The sequence below is a fragment of the Niallia sp. FSL R7-0271 genome (assembly GCF_038005785.1).
Classification (GTDB): Bacteria; Bacillota; Bacilli; order Bacillales; family Cytobacillaceae; genus Niallia.
On the sequence record NZ_JBBOTZ010000001.1, the window covers coordinates 1,766,322 to 1,783,478 of the forward strand.

The following is a 17,157-nucleotide window of genomic DNA, read 5'->3' on the forward strand; positions in this document are numbered from 1 at the left end:
ATATTCCCGCGAATGGCCGTTTATCCATTCCTTGCGAAAAATATATCATTAATGATAGTTTTTTAAATTAATTAGTTTTGATTAGACCATTCTTCCACATTCCAAACCTTTGTAACCCAATCTTCATAGAAATCAGGTTCATGGCAAACAAGAACAACAGTGCCTTTATAAGCTTTCAGCGCTCGTTTTAATTCTTCTTTTGCCGTCACATCTAAGTGATTCGTAGGCTCATCAAACAATAGCCAGTTGCTTTCTTCCATCAATAGCTTGCATAGGCGCACCTTTGCTTGCTCGCCTCCGCTCAGCTGGTTTAATGGTCTTGAGATATGCTCGTTTTTCAACCCGCAACGTGCAAGGGCAGCACGTACTTGGTGCTGATCCATGCTTGGAAATGCATTCCAAACATCCTCGATTGGTGTTAAGTTTCCTGCTTTAACCTCTTGTTCAAAGTAAGAAGGGTACAGGAAGTCACCTCGTTCAATTTTTCCGCTTAACGGCTGAATTTTACCAAGCATTGTTTTCAGCAACGTAGATTTTCCGACACCATTACAGCCGACTACAGCAATCTTTTCGCCGCGCTCAATTGTAATGGACATTTTCGGCAATAGCGGAGATCCATAGCCAATTTCAAAATCTGACCCTTCAAAAACATAACGGCTGCTGCCGCGTGATTCTTTAAAGTCAAATGTCGGCTTTAAGGCAGTTTCCGGACGGTCAATGCGCTCCATGCGGTCCAATTGCTTTTGACGGCTTTTTGCACGTCCTGTTGTTGAGTATCTCGCTTTGTTTTTCGCGATGAAATCCTCTTGTTTTTTAATAAATTCCTTTTGCTTTTCGTAAGCATTCAAATGCTGGTTTTTATTAATTTCAGCAAGCTCAAGGAATTTATCATAGCTTGCAGTATATCTCGTCAGCTTCGAGAATTCGAGATGGAAGATAACATTTGATACTTGGTTCATAAACTCTGTATCATGAGAAATCAAGATAAAAGCATATGGATATTCTTTTAAATAAGAAGCAAGCCATTTAATATGCTCTACATCCAGATAGTTCGTTGGCTCATCAAGCAATAGCACTTGCGGCTGTTCAAGGAGCAATTTTGCGAGTAAAACTTTTGTTCTCTGTCCACCGCTTAGTGCTGTTACGTCACGGTCTAGTCCGATTGCATCAAGACCAAGCCCGCGCGCTGCTTCTTCAATTTTTATATCAAGTGTATAAAAGCCGCCGGCATCAAGTTTATCTTGAATAACTCCCATTTCATCAAGCAGAGCTTCCAGCTCTTCTGGAGTGGCATCGCCCATTTTCGCCGTTACTTCATTCAGCTTCTCTTCTTCCTTAAATAGAGGAAGGAATGCGTCCTTTAATGCATCGCGAATTGTTTTTCCAGGTGTAAGAACTGTATGCTGATCTAAATAGCCGTAATGAACAGAAGGAATCCACTCTACTTTGCCTGAGTCATGAATCAGCTGTCCTGTAATAATATTCATCAGTGTTGATTTTCCAACCCCGTTTGCACCAACAAGACCGACATGATCTTCCGCTAATAAACGGAAAGACACATCTTTAAATAGGGTGCGGTCTCCAAATGTATGGCTTAAATTTTCCACATTCAATAACATATTTTTGTATCCTCACTTCATTATAAAGTACATGTAAGATGACAGTTTGCTATTTCTAAAATCAATAAATAGCAGTATCCATTTCTTCATAATACTAAAATAATGAACAGAAAACTAGACTAGTTCCTTCATTTCTATTATTTTCATCTTAAATCCATTGAAATCGTTCGTCCTAGCGAGAATTTTGTCTTTGCATCAAGTGGATTTTCCTTGCCCGTTATCGTTGTTGGGCAAAGTTTATAAATGGCTGTTTTGCTGCCTAAAGAAGACCGATATTTTTCTAAATGAGACGAAGCAAGAGGTTTGTTATAGTAATCTGGTACATATTTGTTCAGCATTTCCTGCATGATATTCCTAGCTTCCTCCATTTCACTTACCTTCTTTATTTCTCCGAATGCCATGATACTCCAATAAGCAGTATCCGTTTTTGCAGGAACAGGATTGCTCATTGTGCCAAGCTCTTCGCAAATGGTGAAGCAGCCTGCGGGGTTTGCTTCGATAATGCGCACCTTTCTGCCTTCATCAGCACCGTGAAAGTAAATGGCCTTGTTATACCAAACATAATTAAGGGGAATAACATAAGGTTCAGTGCCATCACTCAAGCCAAGATAACCGGTGCGGCAACTTGTTAAACAGCTGTTGATTTGTTCATCATCGGTCCATTCCATTTTTTTCTGTCTCATTTGTTCCATCCTATCCATCTCCTTCAGTGTTATGTTAGAATCATTGTAAAAAAATAGTGTCATAGAAAAAAGTGCCAGTTTGCGAAAAAAACATTGGGACAGAATGGAGAGGGAAGATGGTTTCCTGTTTTATTGAAAAAGACAAAAAAACACCAATTTATAAACAGCTGTACGATTTCTACAAAGAAGAAATGCTCAATGGGAACATAAAAGAAGGCACAAAACTTCCTTCTGTCAGATCCCTTTCTCAAACGTTAAGCATAAGTAAAAATACAGTAAATGAAGCATATCAGCAGCTTTTGGCAGAAGGATTTATTGAAAGCAGAGTCAAAAAAGGGTATTGGGTTGTCCCTAATCTTGAATATTTACCTGATACAAAGCAGGAAGTACTTCAAGAGGAGAATAAAACTATTGCAGCGAAGGAATTTACCATTGACTTTCAATACGGAGATATTGATCTAGAGCATTTCCCAATGAAAACCTGGAAAAAATGCTTACAAGACAGCTTACAGGAAAATGATAAAGAAATCCTGCTATACGGAAATAAATTAGGCAGCATTTCATTGCGAAAACAGATAGCCACATATCTTTACAAATCGCGGGGAATTCATTGCACATATGAAGATATCGTAATATCAGCAGGAACAAATCAGCTTGTCAGAACAGTTATTTCCCTTCTTCCAAAGGATAAACTAGCTGTTGCCATGGAGAGCCCTGGCTATGATGGGGTAAAAAATACTTTCTTAACAGAAGGCTGTATGATTGTTGACATACCTGTTACAGCAGACGATGGGTACGATGTCCAAGCATTAAAAAGCAGTGGCTGCAATGCCGCGTATATCACACCATCCCATCAATTTCCCCTCGGATGTATCATGCCTGCTGCCAAAAGGTTGGAGCTGTTAAAATGGGCTGAAGAGACAAATGCTTATATTATTGAAGATGATTATGACAGTGAGTTTCGTTATGAAGGGGCACCGGTTGCAAGTTTAAAAGGCTTAGACCGGCAGGACAGAGTTATTTATGCAGGGACTTTCTCAAAATCATTTTTGCCTTCTGTTCGGATTAGCTATATGGTATTGCCAAAAAAATTATTGGAGAATCTGCATGAAGGGTTCATTGATTCCCAAAATGCTTCACCCATTTTTCAGCATGCATTAGCACTATTTATGGAAAGAGAACACTATGAGAGGCATCTAAGAAAAATGAGGAAAATCTATAAAGAAAAACATGAGATGCTGCTGTCATCCCTAAATGAGTATATGGGGGGATTTGTTAACATAATCGGTGAAAAGGCCGGATTGCATCTGATTATAAATGTTGAAAATAAGCAGCATTCCCAATTGATTGAGGCAGCAGCACACCAGTCTATTGGCATATATTCTACTGCAAGCTATTATTCCAATAAATCAGTAGATGATTGTCCAATCATATTAGGGTTTGGAGGATTAACACTGCATAAAATAGACGAATACATAAAGCAGCTTGCGAAAGTTTGGTTTAATTAGAAGAGAAGAGGGTGGGTGCTTTTGACAGTTATATATGTAACAGCAATCATTATGCTTACAGCGATTCTATTTTTACGATTACTTGCTTATCATTTCGAAAAAAAATCACGGAGCAGCAAGTGGATAGAAACGTATTTGCGGCTTAGAAAACATAACCCGTATTATGGCTATATTTATGCCCTTGCTAATAAGGATGACAAAGCTGTTATTGCCAATTATCGCAGAGCTGTGAAACGCCCTAATCTCAGAAAGTATTATCCGCTTTTGACCATTCTATTTTGCTTTTATTTTCACAGTACGAAAGGAGTGAATGAAGAAATAGCAAAACTTAGCAGTGATAACAATAAAAAATTTTTTATGCAGTGGTTAAAAATCAGACAAAACAAAGATGAATTTAATGATTCAAGCTTAGCGTCCGATCATAAATGGATGGAATATACGATCGCTGCATTAGATTATCAAGAGCAGGGGAAATGTGATTCAGCAAATAAGCAGTTGATGAAGGCGTGCAACCATTCAAACGGAATCATATACTATATATTAGAGAAAGAACGATTAACACTGAAGTATTCCTAATTTTTAAAGATTTTTACTTCTAAAATATTGTCGGTAAAGGCGGAAGTAATAGCATTATTTTCAATCTTTTGAGGGAAATAAACTGTCCTTGATTTAATGTGATTGTCTAAAGTACGAACCCTTACAGTCAGGTAGTTGTCTTTTACAAAAATCTCCATACTATTAGGAGAGATGTATGGCAGAAGGCTTTCAGCTAAATAGTAAGAATCTGCTTCATATAAATCGACAGGAAATTCTGTTTCATCTAAATAGCTGCTAATAGAGTTATATCCTTCCATCAAGGGAAATAATTGCTCATCACTCATTGTGAATTGCTCCTTTTTGATGACAAGATATTCGCAGCTGCCGTAACCTGTGCATAGAAAATTTTTTAGCAGGCTGATGATATATCATCAGCCTGTGTTTATTTATTTATTAAAAGTCGTGTCCGCTGTTGTGCTTCTGTCTAGTATGGTTGCGGTTTTTCACTTTTTTGCTCCCGCTGAGAGGCTCAGGCTGTCCGCCGTGATGGCCTTTCGGTGAATTTTTGCGCATATCTTTACCGTCGTTTTTATTCAAGACCTTCATCTCCTTTGCCATTTGAAAAGCAGTTTGCTCTTCACTGTTTAGAATGGGAGAAATATCTCTTGTTTATACAGAATATTTTTTTGTGTATTTGAGCAATTTAACTGTAGGATTTCTTTCCTGCTTACAACCACGATTCTTATGCAAAAATAGATAGGAGGAAATACAGTGTTTTATCACAGCAATAAACAAGAAGCTTTCCAAGCTGCCCAAAATAACATGCGCGAAACGCAGACATTATATGAAGATATTGTAAAGGATTCTGCAAGCTACGGTCATCAGCTGAAGCATCTGAAACAAGAAATAAACGAAACATATGAACAAATCGAAAATGCTTTAGAAACTGCGTCTGAACATCAGCGCAAACAGCTAGAGACATTCCAGCAAGATTTAAAAACGATTGTCAGTGAGGTAAATGATCTTTCGTAACTTTAATAGTTGCACCTTTTCTTTTGGAAAGGGTGCTTTTTTAATTAGGTCATAAGTAGCGCTTATTATAAATGATAACTTTCTTATTATTTACTTATCAAAGCTACTGTATTAAAATGAATGAGGAAATAAAAGACTAAAAAGATAGAAAGTACGAAATATTCGACTATTTTTCTATTTTTGGTATATGATTACATGGAGGGGGTAATACATATGGCAAAAGATACTTACAATGCACGTAAATCATTCGAGGTTGATGGGAAGCGTTATCATTATTATCAATTGGATGCATTGGAAAAAGCGGGAATCGGCAATGTTTCCAAATTGCCGTACTCTATCAAAGTTCTATTGGAATCTGTATTAAGACAAATGGATGGTTTTGTCATTAAAGACGAACATGTGGAAAACCTTGCAAAATGGGGAACAGATGAACTGAAAGAAATTGATGTGCCATTTAAGCCTTCAAGGGTTATCCTACAGGACTTCACAGGAGTTCCTGCAGTTGTTGACTTGGCTTCTTTAAGAAAAGCCATGGCTGATCTTGGCGGAGATCCAAGCAAAATTAACCCGGAAAAACCGGTCGATCTTGTTATTGACCACAGTGTGCAGGTTGACAAATATGGTACGCCAGATGCGTTGACTGCAAATATGGATCTTGAGTTTGAACGAAACGCAGAGCGTTACCAATTTTTGAGCTGGGCTCAAAAAGCTTTTGATAATTATCGTGCCGTTCCGCCTGCTACAGGAATCGTACACCAAGTAAATTTAGAATATTTAGCAAATGTTGTGCAAGTAGTCGAAAATGAAGATGGAGAGTTAGAAACTTTCCCTGATACATTAGTAGGAACAGACTCACATACGACGATGATCAACGGAATCGGCGTACTTGGATGGGGTGTCGGCGGTATCGAGGCAGAGGCTGGCATGCTTGGACAACCATCATATTTCCCAGTTCCAGAAGTTGTGGGTGTGAAGCTTATTGGTGATATGCCTAACGGTTCAACAGCAACAGACCTTGCTTTAAAAGTTACACAAGTGTTGAGAGGTGAAGGGGTAGTAGGCAAGTTCGTTGAATTCTTCGGACCTGGTATCTCCCAATTGCCGCTAGCTGACCGTGCGACAATCGCTAACATGGCTCCAGAATACGGAGCAACTTGCGGATTCTTCCCAGTTGATGAGGAATCATTGGCTTATATGAGATTAACAGGCAGATCAGAAGAGCAAATCAAAGTGGTAGAAGAATATTCTAAACTTAACGGACTGTTCTTTGATCCTAGTATTGAGCCAGTTTATACAAAAGTAATTGAAATTAATCTTTCAGATATTGAAGCAAACCTGTCTGGACCAAAACGTCCGCAAGACTTGATTCCATTATCGCAGCTGCAAAAAGCATTTGTTGATTCTGTGACTGCACCTGAAGGAAATCAAGGCTTCGGCTTGAAGAAAGATGAGTTTGATAAATCAGTAGATATCAAGTTTGCTAACGGGGACTCAACGACAATGAGGACAGGTTCTGTTGCAATCGCTGCTATCACTAGCTGTACAAATACATCCAACCCGTATGTGCTTGTTGGTGCTGGCCTTGTTGCCAAAAAAGCAGTGGAACTTGGCATGGAAGTGCCTAAATTCGTTAAAACTTCTTTGGCGCCAGGTTCAAAAGTAGTAACTGGTTATTTAAGAGATTCCGGCTTGCTGCCATACTTGGAACAAATCGGTTTTAACCTTGTTGGTTACGGCTGTACGACTTGTATCGGAAACTCTGGTCCATTGCGTGATGAAATCGAAATGGCAGTTGCTGATTCTGATTTGCTTGTTACTAGTGTGCTTTCCGGTAACAGAAACTTTGAAGGTCGTATTCATCCGCTTGTAAAAGCAAACTACTTGGCATCACCGCCGTTAGTTGTGGCTTATGCACTTGCGGGAACTGTTGATATTGACCTGCAAAACGAGTCAATCGGCAAGGATAAGGATGGCAACGATGTATTCTTCAAGGATATTTGGCCATCAACTGAAGAGGTTAATGAAGTGGTAAACCGCACTGTAACTCCTGAACTGTTTAAGAAGGAGTATGAGCGTGTGTTCGACGACAACGAGCGCTGGAATGAAATTCAGACTAGCAGCGATTCATTATACACATTCGATGATTCAAGCACTTATATTCAAAACCCTCCATTCTTTGAAGGGCTGAAGCCTGATCCTGAGAAGGTGCTTCCGATTAAAGGGCTTAAAATTGTCGGCAAGTTTGGCGACTCTGTTACAACAGACCATATTTCACCAGCCGGAGCAATCGGTGTCAACACTCCTGCAGGTAAATATTTAAAAGCAAACGGAGTAGAGGTTCGCGATTTCAACTCTTACGGTTCTCGCCGCGGTAACCACGAGGTCATGATGAGAGGAACATTTGCGAATATCCGTATCCGTAATCAGATTGCTCCTGGTACAGAGGGCGGGTTTACGACATACTGGCCGACAGGTGAAGTGACATCCATTTATGATGCTTGTATGCAATATAAACAAGATGGAACTGGCCTAATGGTTCTTGCCGGCAAAGATTATGGCATGGGATCTTCTCGTGACTGGGCAGCAAAAGGTACGAATCTCCTTGGAATTAAAACAGTTCTTGCTGAAAGCTTTGAGAGAATCCACCGCTCTAACCTTGTGTTAATGGGTGTGCTTCCATTGCAATTCAAGGATGGAGACAGCGCAGAGTCTCTTGGTTTAACAGGAAAAGAGACGTTTAACATATATGTTGATGAAACAGTTAAACCTCGTGATTTCATTGAAGTTACTGCGACAGATGAGGATGGAAACAAGAAGACATTTGAAGTGCTTGTACGCTTTGATTCTGAAGTAGAGATAGACTACTACCGTCACGGTGGAATCTTACCGATGGTGCTTCGAGATAAATTGAAGAACTAATGATAGAAAGAGACTAATGAGTGACTAATGACTCATTAGTCTCTTTTTCTTTTAGTGGGCGTACATTCTGCTAGGTAATTAAGGAAAAGTTTGCTACTATAGATATGTAGGAAATTACCATGAAGGAGTGATTGGAATGGCGTTGACATTCGGAAAATTATTAGAAGAAGCAAGAAGCAATGTGAAAGGCATCTCATCAATTGAAGCAAAAAAACAAATGGAAGACAAACCTAATACATATGTAATTGATGTGCAGGATGCTGAGGATGCAGGAGCTTGCGGTTTAATCCCAAGCAGTGTAAACATCTCACTAGGCATGCTGCCGATTCGTGCTGATTTGGAGCTTCCTGAAGAGCTTCGCAATCCAGAATTAGCTGATCGCAACAGACCGATTCTAGTAACATGCGGTTTAGGCGGACAAGCTGCTCTTGGCGCTTATTTGCTTAAACAAATGGGATTTGCTGATGTAGCTTTCATTGAAGGCGGAACAACTGCTTGGAAACAAGAAGGCTTCGAAACAGTATAATACCGAAGGAAAAGAGGAGCGCTAAATGGTCGCTCCTCTTTATATTTTAATAGCCAAGCTCTTTATTAACCAAATTAAGTAGCTCTTTGCCTTCTTTAAATCTAGTGACATTCTCTAAAAATATATCCATATAACGATCCATGCTTTTCGGAGAATAATAGGCATTATGGGGAGATATTATGACATTCTCCAATGCCCAGAAGGGGGACTCGCTTGGTAACGGCTCCACCTCAAATACATCAAGAGCAGCACCTTTAATTCGCTGAGCTGTTAACACTTCCAGCAAATCAGCTTCTGCAATTGTATTGCCTCTGCCGATATTAATCAAGTAAGCAGATGGTTTCATAAGCTTTAGCTTCTCTTTATTTATGAATTGGTACGTTTCCTTTGTTGAAGGCAAAGCGAGAACAAGAAAATCAGCATTTTTAATGACATCATCGACTTGTTCAAGTCCAACCACCTCATCTGCAGGATCATTACTTGTTGTAATGGAAGGTCTCTTTCGGCAGCCGACTATATGCATGCCAAGAACTTTGCATCTTTTCGCAATCTCTTTGCCAATCTCTCCATATCCGATAATTCCTATAGTGGCGCCGTCTAAGTCTTGAATATCCGTATTGCTCCAGATTCGCTTGTTTTGATTACGCAGCATGGTTGGCAGCCCTCTTGCAAACCCAGAAATCATGGCAACAGTATGTTCGGCAATCGGTATAGAAGTGCAGCCCTTTGTATTGGTAATCAGTAGATTACTTTTAATTGTTTCCTCATGAAGCAGAGCATCCAGTCCAACACTTAATGATTGTACCCATTTAAGCTTTGGGGCGTTGTTCCTAATGGTAAGAGGGTCCATTAAACCTAAGGTAAGGATAATATCACACTCACTTAAATCGAAGTTCACTGCTGGTTCTTCTTTACCAAATTGCCAAGGATCAAACAAAACGGTTGCACCTAAGGCTTTTATTTTTTCGATATACTTTTTTGGTATATTGTACCTAACATAAATGACAGGGGATGATGAATCCATCAGTTAGCTTCCTCCATCGGCAAGGTGCGGATATATTGGAAGTAAGTATCCGCAAGCCGTTTAATCGCCTCTTTAATTTTCTCCTCACTACAGTATGTGAAACAAAGTCTCATTGTGTTAAAGCCTTCGTCTTCAAGGAAGAAATGCTGTCCATCCAAATAGGAGACACCAGCAGTCATTGCAGCTTCCACAAAGTCGCTTGTATTTATGCCAGCAGGGAATGTGAGCCAGAGAAAGAAGCCTCCTTCTGGTGAAACAAAGCTGACCTCGTCGCCGAAATGCTCGTTAATGGCTTCAACCATTGCCTCTTTTCTTGATTTATACGTATTGCTTAAATACTTGATATGTTCTTCGATATCCAGCTGGTCTAACACATTGTGAACAACTTCCTGTACATATACGCTAGTCAGCCCGTCTGTTTTCAAAATACGCATCTTAGTGATAATCTCACTTAATCCAATTGCCCAGCCTAAACGGATCCCAGGTGCAATTACTTTTGAAAAGGTGCTTAAATAGATGACGCGCTCAGGACCGAAGGAGTGGATAGAAGGGAGATAAGTGCCATCAAAGGAAAGCTCCACATAAGCATCATCTTCCAAAATGAAGAAATTATATTCATAAGCAAGCTCTGCGAGTTTCCTTCGTCTGTCTACAGAGAGATTGACACCGCCTGGATTATGGTAATTGGGCATGATGTACAGAAGCTTCGGAATTGGCTTTTGCTGAAGAGTGGCTTCTAATAATGCTTTTTCCACATAGTCAACCATTATTCCATTCTCATCAATCGGAAATGACCGTAATTTTACCTGCGCCAAATTAAATGTCCGAATTGCACCAAAAAAACAAGGAGCTTCAATCCAAATTTCGTCACCTGGGTCAGTGAGTGTTCGTGCCACTAAATCGATTGCCTGCATGCTCCCGGCAGTTACAAGGATTTGGTCCTCTTTTGCATGTACGTCACGGAGCTTTGATCGTTCGAGAATCCAGTTAACAATATGACTTGTGCCTGTTCCGCCGCTATAAGACATAGCACCAAACCCTTGCGTTTTCATGGCAGCTTGTGTTGCAGCAACCATCGTTTCTAATGGAAAAGACTCTGGAGCAGGAAAACCATAAGACAATGGAATAACATGGTCTAGTGAACCGGCGAAGGAGGAGCCGATAATCGGCATGTTCGGAAATCTTTTACTAAATGTAAATTGCTTTAATGAATTCATACTATAAACACCATCCTCTTAAAAAATAATTTATTTTAAAAATTAACACTATTCAAATAATTTATAAAGTAATTTATTTCAAAAACTGCTTTTAGTAGAAAAGGATTGCTTGTTAAAGGCTAATCATAAATCCTTGATTCACTACCTCCATGTACTGTTTTGCAAATTCCTGATTTATCTTCCATGAATTGCTAATAAGCGAAGAAAATCTGACAAGTTTAATGGTGCAGACATTCCTAATGGGAAAAGAAGCTGCCGATAGCAAAACTGCATGAAGCCAAGCCAGTTTGCTCCTTTCGTCAGTAAAACGTTTGGAGAATTACTGAATATAGAGCCAACTATATGCTATTTATTTCGAATATGGAAATATTAAAAGACGGCGTAAAAACGAGCATTCAAAAGAAAATAAGCAGTTAATTTCATTTTTTACAGAATTTTCGGATTTTTATAAAAAATAAACCAAACATAAAAACAAAAGAATGTAAACGCTATCTTATAAAATATTTAAAAAATTTTAAAAAAGATATTGTATAACTATAAATAATTTCTTATAATGAATTCAAGTTAGATAATAGAACATGAATTGTGAGGTAAATTGACATGGCTGAAATTACATTAGAACAGATTCAAAGTATCATTAAAGAAAAAAATGTAGAATTATTGCATATGCAATTTGTAGATATTGAAGGGATTTTGAAAAATATCACAATTACAGCAGCTCAATTAGATGATGCAGTAGAAGGGAAAATCATGATTGATGGTTCTTCCATCAAAGGTTTCTCACCTATCAATAAATCAGATTCTTATTTAGCCCCAGATTTAAACACATTTGTTGTGTTGCCTTGGACAGAAGAAGAAGGATATTCAGAAGCACGCTTCCTTTGCTCTGTAACAAATCCAGATGGTACATTATTTGAAGGTGACACACGTAATGTTCTTAAGAAGACAGTGGCACGTGCAGCAGAACAAGGATATACGATTTCTGTAGGTCCTGAATTGGAATTCTTCTTGTTTGAAACAGATGCACAAGGTTACCCAACGACAGTCCTAGGTGACAGAGGCGGATACTTTGAGCCATCTCCTAAAGACTTAGGTGAAAAGGTTCGTGTTGAAATCTTCAAAACTTTGCGAGCAATGGGCTTTACAATTGAAGCATTGCACCATGAAGTTGCAGAAGGCCAGCATGAAATTAACTTTAAATATGCAGATGCTCTAGGAGCTGCAGACCTTGCGACTACTTACAAATGGGTAGTTAAAACAATCGCAGCACAATATGGCTTGCATGCAACATTTATGCCAAAGCCAGTATTCGGCATCAACGGTTCAGGAATGCATGTTAACATGTCGTTCTTCAAGGATGGCGAAAACATTTTCTTCGATCCGTCTGATGAACTGCAGCTTTCAAGTGAAGCTTACTCTTTCATCGCTGGTATCCTTGATAATGTTAAGAGTTTCGTAGCAGTTACAAACCCGCTAGTAAACTCTTACAAACGTCTAGTACCTGGCTATGAAGCACCAGTATATCTTGCTTGGTCTGCTTCAAACCGTTCAGCTTTAATCCGTATTCCAGCTAAAAAAGGCATGGCAACTCGCGTAGAATTGCGTTGTCCAGATCCAGCATCAAATCCATATTTGACATTTGCAGTAATAGCATCTGCTGGTCTTGATGGAGTGGAAAAAGGATTGCAAGCTCCAGCACCTGTTAACGAAGATATCTTCCACATGACAGATGCACGCCGCGAAGAGTTGGGCATCGACAGCCTACCAGGTGGCCTAGAAGCAGCTATCGCTGAACTAGAAGCAGGAGAAATCGGTCTTAAAACACTTGGAGAGCACGTATTCTATGAGTATGTTGCAGCGAAAAAAGAAGAGTGGGATAACTACCGTACACAAATCCATGCTTGGGAAATTGAAAACTACCAATTTAAATTCTAATAGTTTGATAGATAAGAGAGGGCATCAGCCCTCTTTTTTTTGTTGTGCTATCTTAGTAGTTTATGTCAAATGCTTCTTCGCAAAAATACAATTCCGATAAAATAAGAAGGAGATTTTGTCTATCGATTATTTATTTTTGCTAGCGATATGATACAATAAATACATTGGATAACAAGTGCATCCTTGTTTATCTATGTCAATAATTTCAGTTACAAGGAGAATTAAAGAATGGGAAAAGTTTTAGTTTTTGGTCACAAAAATCCTGATACGGATACGATTTGTTCTGCTATCGCTTATGCAGAATTGAAAAAAGCTTTAGGTGTAGAAGCGGAAGCTGTTCGCCTGGGAGAAATCAATGGCGAAACAAAGTTCGCTCTAGATTACTTCAAAGCTGAAGCTCCAAGATACATACAAAAGGCGTCAGAGGAAACAGATTCTGTAATTCTTGTAGATCACAACGAATTCCAGCAAAGTGTGGAAGATATTAAAGAGGTTTCTATCCTGGAAGTTATCGACCACCACCGTATTGCTAACTTTGAAACAAGCGATCCTTTATATTATCGCGCTGAGCCTGTTGGCTGTACTGCTACAATTCTTAACAAGCTTTACAAAGAGAACAATGTTGAAATCAAAAAAGACATTGCAGGTTTAATGGTTTCTGCAATTATTTCCGATTCATTATTGTTTAAATCTCCAACTTGCACAGATCAGGATGTTAAAGCAGCACAAGAGCTTGCTGAAATTGCTGGCATTAATTTGGACCAATATGGTTTGGACATGCTTAAAGCTGGTGCAGATTTAAGCGACAAAACAGTAGAGCAACTAATCAGCCTTGATGCAAAAGAATTTCCAATGGGGTCATATAAAGTGGAAGTTGCTCAAGTTAATGCAGTGGACACAAATGATGTACTTGCTAAACAAGGCGAACTGGAAGATGCATTAAATAAAGTGATTGCTGACAAAGGGCTTGATTTATTCTTGCTTGTTGTAACAGATATCTTAAACAATGATTCTGTTGCCCTTGCACTTGGAACGAAAACTAGTGCAGTGGAAGCGGCATTTGGCGTAAAACTTGAAAATAACACAGCCTTGCTTAAAGGTGTTGTATCACGCAAAAAACAAATCGTTCCTGTATTAACAGAGGAATTATCAAAATAATCCATAATAGTAAAAAGAACTTGCTTGTGTAAGTTGATCATAAAGATCACTTATTCAAAGGCAAGTTCTTTTTTTATGTGCGTGTTTACGATAATATCAAAGTAAAGATATGACTAAAAAACATTTCCCCCAGAGATGTAATAGGGAGCTGAGGAAGTTTGCCAAAGGATAAAATTCTTGTTATTGAAGATGAACAAAAAATCGCAAGAATCATTACGATGGAGCTCGAATACGAAGGTTATGAAGTTCACGCAGAGCATTCCGGTGTTAAAGGTTTAGAGAAAGTGCTTGAGGGAGGCTGGAGTCTTGTCTTGCTTGATGTAATGCTGCCAGAATTAAGCGGTTTAGAGGTCTTAAGAAGAATCCGCAATGCAGCTGTTCATGTTCCGGTTATTCTTTTGACTGCAAGAGATTCTATTCCAGACAAAGTAGCAGGCCTTGATTTAGGGGCAAACGACTATATGACAAAGCCATTCCAAATAGAGGAGCTGCTTGCCCGAATTCGGGCAAGCCTTCGCGTCAGCAAGATGCAATGGAAACAAGAGCAGGAAAAAGTGCTAGAAGTGGATGATTTAAAAGTATTTGTCAAATCTTATTCCGTAAAGCGTGCAGACATCGATATTGAACTGACACCAAGGGAATTTGAGCTGCTTCTTTATTTAATGGAAAATAAAAATATTGTGTTAAGCAGAGAACAAATTATGAATCATGTTTGGGGTTATGATTTTATGGCAGATACAAATGTGGTGGATGTTTATATAAGATATTTACGCAAGAAAATCGATTATCAATTTGATAGACAGCTGATTCAAACAATTCGCGGGATTGGCTATGTCATTAAGGAATCTTCTATATGAGAGTCAGAACGCGCATCCAAGTTTTTTCAACATTGCTGCTAATCATAATGATGGTTTGTCTTAATACGACCATTTACTTCGTTTTTCAAAAGGAAATCCTTAAAAATGAAGTGAACGAAACAGCAGGCAAGTTGATGCAGGCAGCAGGAAATCTTGACAGTGCAACAACAGAAATGACGAGAAATTCCCTCCTGCGTGCCTTCGTCCCGGCAAATGGAATGATTCGTGCAATTGACGAAAATAATGCAGTGATTTTTACAAGCACGAAAGAATCAAGCTATGCTGATATAGACCATTCCTTTTCAGCTGGCCAATCGGAAAACGTTCTAAAACAAGATGGAAGCTCGTTTGCCGTTGCTTCACTGCCAGTCATCTGGAATGACGGCAGTGTAGTAAAGCTGGAGATGGCTGAAAATATCGACAGCTCACTGCGTATATTGGATGTATTAAGACTGATTTTGATAATCGGGACTGTTCTCGTTATATTGCCGACTTTTTTGGCTGGAAGATTGCTATCAAGTTTCATATTGACACCAATTCAGTCTCTTATAAAAACAATGGAGGAGATCCAATCAAAGGGCAGTTTTCAAAAGCTTGAATTGCAAGACAGAAGTAAGGATGAATTGTATCAGCTTGGGAACACCTTTAACAAAATGATATCTATATTAGAATTGCAATATGATAAGCAAAAACAATTTGTCTATGATGCCTCGCATGAATTGAAAACTCCGCTTACTGTAATTGAAAGCTATGCCAGCATGCTGAAGCGCTGGGGAAAGAATAAGCCTGATGCTTTAGAGGAAGGAATAGATGCCATTTTATCAGAGGCGGTGCGGATGAAGGAAATGACAAATGAAATGCTTGAGCTGGCAAAAGCCGATGATCATCTTGTCTTGCATTTGGAAGACTTTGAGCTGAATAAGCTTTGCATCAAGACTGCGAAGAATATGGAAATGGCGACAGGACGGATCGTGTTAGTTGAAAAGGCAAGCACGCCAGTCATTCTGTATGGTGATAAGCAAAAAATAAAGCAGCTTCTTCTTATTCTCCTTGATAATGCCTTTAAGTATGGAGCAAATACAGTGAAATTGGCAGTGAACACTACACAAGAGAATATTATTTTAAAGGTTGAAGATGATGGCATCGGTATTGATAAAAAAAAGCAGCCGTTAATATTTGACCGCTTTTACCGTGCTGATATGTCGAGAAATCGGGATAACGGCGGTGTTGGGCTAGGACTGTCGATCGCAAAACTTATCATGACTGCTCATGATGGTATGATTGAAGTGGAAAGTGAGTTAGATAAAGGAACAACGTTTACATGTATGTTCCCTGCAGGACAAAAGGCGGTGGACAAATAATGAACAAGAAGAAACTTCTCCTCATTAGCAGCTTCCTTTTGATTATTGTCCTATTGGTTTTAGGGTATTTTATCTTCTTCGCCGATGAAAGCAGTACTTTAACAGAGGATGCGGCAAAAGATTTTGTCTTGTCTAATTATGGAGGCACGGTAAGTAGTGTTTCACAAAGGGATGGAGAATCAGGACCTTCTTATCAAATCATTTTTGAAACAGACAGTGGTGTATACAATATAGTGCTTAACAAAAAGACAGGCAAAGTGGAGACCTTAATTCAACAATCTGTGAAAGATACTACCGACAAAGCTAGTCTCATCCAAGAAGAAGAGGCAAAAACGTTGATACAAGAGCAGATAAAAGGTGATTTATTGACAATTGAAGAAACAAACCAAGATAGTATTTCCTATTATTCTTTTATTATTAAAACAGAAGCTAAAGACACAGCCTATTTGCTAGACAGGGAAACTGGAGAAATTAAAGAAGATGCGGCAGACGGAACTACAGAATATATCTCAAAGGAAAAAGCAGAGGAAATAGCTTTACAGGAAATCGGAGGAACTGTTTCAGAAATCGATATGGAAGAGGATGAAGATTTCGGTCTCGTTTATGAATTGGAAATAGAAGCGGAAGGCGATAAAGAAGTAAAAATGTATATTAATGCCTATACAGGTGCCATTGAATCAATTAATTGGGACAATGATTAAAACGCTCCGATGAATTCTCATCAATTTCTCATATTTCTGCTAAAGTCTTATCATTTTCTCAGGATAGGATAGAAGTATAA

General features: G+C 38.9%; 16 protein-coding genes. 10 read left to right on the top strand and 6 right to left on the bottom strand.

Features of this window, described 5'->3' with window-relative positions; translation table 11 throughout:
- Nucleotides 1-71: 71 nt before the first annotated feature.
- On the bottom strand, nt 72-1,619 hold the full coding sequence (locus MKX82_RS09095; RefSeq protein ID WP_233314023.1) for an ABC-F family ATP-binding cassette domain-containing protein: 1,548 nt from the start codon (nt 1,617-1,619) through the stop codon (nt 72-74).
- A 143-nt stretch (nt 1,620-1,762) separates the two neighbouring features.
- A complete protein-coding gene (locus MKX82_RS09100; RefSeq protein WP_233314022.1) occupies nt 1,763-2,311 on the bottom strand; it encodes a pyridoxamine 5'-phosphate oxidase family protein in 549 nt (182 codons plus the stop codon).
- Between the two features lie 62 nt (nt 2,312-2,373).
- On the opposite strand from MKX82_RS09100, the gene pdxR reads away from it, so the two are divergent.
- Nucleotides 2,374-3,810, top strand: coding sequence for a MocR-like pyridoxine biosynthesis transcription factor PdxR (pdxR, locus tag MKX82_RS09105; protein ID WP_341076579.1), 1,437 nt, complete (start codon nt 2,374-2,376; stop codon nt 3,808-3,810).
- 21 nt (nt 3,811-3,831) lie between these two features.
- Entirely contained in the window at nt 3,832-4,386 is a 555-nt protein-coding gene (locus MKX82_RS09110) for a hypothetical protein (RefSeq protein WP_237941332.1), read from the top strand.
- Here the strand turns inward: MKX82_RS09110 and MKX82_RS09115 are convergent.
- Together MKX82_RS09115 and MKX82_RS09120 are read right to left on the bottom strand one after the other, a co-directional pair.
- Entirely contained in the window at nt 4,383-4,691 is a 309-nt protein-coding gene (locus MKX82_RS09115) for an Hsp20/alpha crystallin family protein (RefSeq protein WP_237941333.1), read from the bottom strand. The two genes, MKX82_RS09110 and MKX82_RS09115, sit on opposite strands and share 4 nt — an antisense overlap.
- Before the next feature lie 109 nt (nt 4,692-4,800).
- Nucleotides 4,801-4,944 (bottom strand): small acid-soluble spore protein P, encoded by a 144-nt coding sequence (locus MKX82_RS09120; RefSeq protein WP_442780416.1) that lies wholly within the window; start codon nt 4,942-4,944, stop codon nt 4,801-4,803.
- A 174-nt stretch (nt 4,945-5,118) separates the two neighbouring features.
- On the opposite strand from MKX82_RS09120, the gene MKX82_RS09125 reads away from it, so the two are divergent.
- The 3 genes from MKX82_RS09125 (at nt 5,119) to MKX82_RS09135 (ending at nt 8,824) form a co-directional block, all read left to right on the top strand.
- Nucleotides 5,119-5,379 carry a hypothetical protein gene (locus tag MKX82_RS09125; protein WP_233314018.1) on the top strand — a complete coding sequence of 87 codons (261 nt, stop codon included), beginning with the start codon at nt 5,119-5,121 and terminating at the stop codon, nt 5,377-5,379.
- A gap of 213 nt (nt 5,380-5,592) precedes the next feature.
- Nucleotides 5,593-8,298: an aconitate hydratase AcnA gene (gene acnA / locus MKX82_RS09130; protein ID WP_233314017.1), complete on the top strand. Its 2,706-nt coding sequence runs from the start codon at nt 5,593-5,595 to the stop codon at nt 8,296-8,298.
- Nucleotides 8,299-8,434: 136 nt separating this feature from the next.
- Nucleotides 8,435-8,824, top strand: coding sequence for a rhodanese-like domain-containing protein (locus MKX82_RS09135; protein WP_341076585.1), 390 nt, complete (start codon nt 8,435-8,437; stop codon nt 8,822-8,824).
- Between the two features lie 46 nt (nt 8,825-8,870).
- Here the strand turns inward: MKX82_RS09135 and MKX82_RS09140 are convergent, their stop codons facing one another.
- Both MKX82_RS09140 and MKX82_RS09145 read right to left on the bottom strand, forming a co-directional pair.
- The gene (locus MKX82_RS09140; RefSeq protein ID WP_341076587.1) at nt 8,871-9,848 is read right to left on the bottom strand and encodes a D-2-hydroxyacid dehydrogenase; all 978 of its coding nucleotides are present in this window, start codon (nt 9,846-9,848) and stop codon (nt 8,871-8,873) included.
- Complete coding sequence (locus tag MKX82_RS09145) at nt 9,848-11,065, bottom strand: aminotransferase-like domain-containing protein (protein WP_233314014.1); 1,218 nt, start codon at nt 11,063-11,065, stop codon at nt 9,848-9,850. The genes MKX82_RS09140 and MKX82_RS09145 overlap by 1 nt, the downstream gene beginning before the upstream one ends.
- A 600-nt stretch (nt 11,066-11,665) precedes the next feature.
- Between MKX82_RS09145 and MKX82_RS09150 the strand changes: the two genes are divergently transcribed.
- The 5 genes from MKX82_RS09150 to MKX82_RS09170 all read left to right on the top strand — a co-directional run bounded on the left by MKX82_RS09150 (nt 11,666) and on the right by MKX82_RS09170 (nt 17,077).
- The gene (locus tag MKX82_RS09150; RefSeq protein WP_237941336.1) at nt 11,666-13,000 is read left to right on the top strand and encodes a glutamine synthetase family protein; all 1,335 of its coding nucleotides are present in this window, start codon (nt 11,666-11,668) and stop codon (nt 12,998-13,000) included.
- A gap of 228 nt (nt 13,001-13,228) precedes the next feature.
- Nucleotides 13,229-14,158, top strand: coding sequence for a manganese-dependent inorganic pyrophosphatase (locus MKX82_RS09155; RefSeq protein ID WP_233314012.1), 930 nt, complete (start codon nt 13,229-13,231; stop codon nt 14,156-14,158).
- 158 nt (nt 14,159-14,316) lie between these two features.
- Complete coding sequence (locus MKX82_RS09160; RefSeq protein ID WP_341076595.1) at nt 14,317-15,015, top strand: response regulator transcription factor; 699 nt, start codon at nt 14,317-14,319, stop codon at nt 15,013-15,015.
- Entirely contained in the window at nt 15,012-16,376 is a 1,365-nt protein-coding gene (locus MKX82_RS09165) for a sensor histidine kinase (protein WP_341076599.1), read from the top strand. The genes MKX82_RS09160 and MKX82_RS09165 overlap by 4 nt, the downstream gene beginning before the upstream one ends.
- Nucleotides 16,376-17,077 (top strand): PepSY domain-containing protein, encoded by a 702-nt coding sequence (locus tag MKX82_RS09170; RefSeq protein WP_341076601.1) that lies wholly within the window; start codon nt 16,376-16,378, stop codon nt 17,075-17,077. The genes MKX82_RS09165 and MKX82_RS09170 overlap by 1 nt, the downstream gene beginning before the upstream one ends.
- Nucleotides 17,078-17,157: the final 80 nt, after the last annotated feature.

Coding starts and splice junctions, on each gene's coding strand:
- MKX82_RS09165 (WP_341076599.1), top strand. CDS start 15,012: ATGAGAGTCAGAACGCGCATCCAAGTTTTTTCAACATTGCTGCTAATC.
- MKX82_RS09095 (WP_233314023.1), bottom strand. CDS start 1,619: ATGTTATTGAATGTGGAAAATTTAAGCCATACATTTGGAGACCGCACC.
- MKX82_RS09100 (WP_233314022.1), bottom strand. CDS start 2,311: ATGGAACAAATGAGACAGAAAAAAATGGAATGGACCGATGATGAACAA.
- MKX82_RS09145 (WP_233314014.1), bottom strand. CDS start 11,065: ATGAATTCATTAAAGCAATTTACATTTAGTAAAAGATTTCCGAACATG.
- MKX82_RS09155 (WP_233314012.1), top strand. CDS start 13,229: ATGGGAAAAGTTTTAGTTTTTGGTCACAAAAATCCTGATACGGATACG.
- acnA (WP_233314017.1), top strand. CDS start 5,593: ATGGCAAAAGATACTTACAATGCACGTAAATCATTCGAGGTTGATGGG.
- MKX82_RS09135 (WP_341076585.1), top strand. CDS start 8,435: ATGGCGTTGACATTCGGAAAATTATTAGAAGAAGCAAGAAGCAATGTG.
- MKX82_RS09170 (WP_341076601.1), top strand. CDS start 16,376: ATGAACAAGAAGAAACTTCTCCTCATTAGCAGCTTCCTTTTGATTATT.
- MKX82_RS09150 (WP_237941336.1), top strand. CDS start 11,666: ATGGCTGAAATTACATTAGAACAGATTCAAAGTATCATTAAAGAAAAA.
- MKX82_RS09115 (WP_237941333.1), bottom strand. CDS start 4,691: ATGAGTGATGAGCAATTATTTCCCTTGATGGAAGGATATAACTCTATT.
- MKX82_RS09140 (WP_341076587.1), bottom strand. CDS start 9,848: ATGGATTCATCATCCCCTGTCATTTATGTTAGGTACAATATACCAAAA.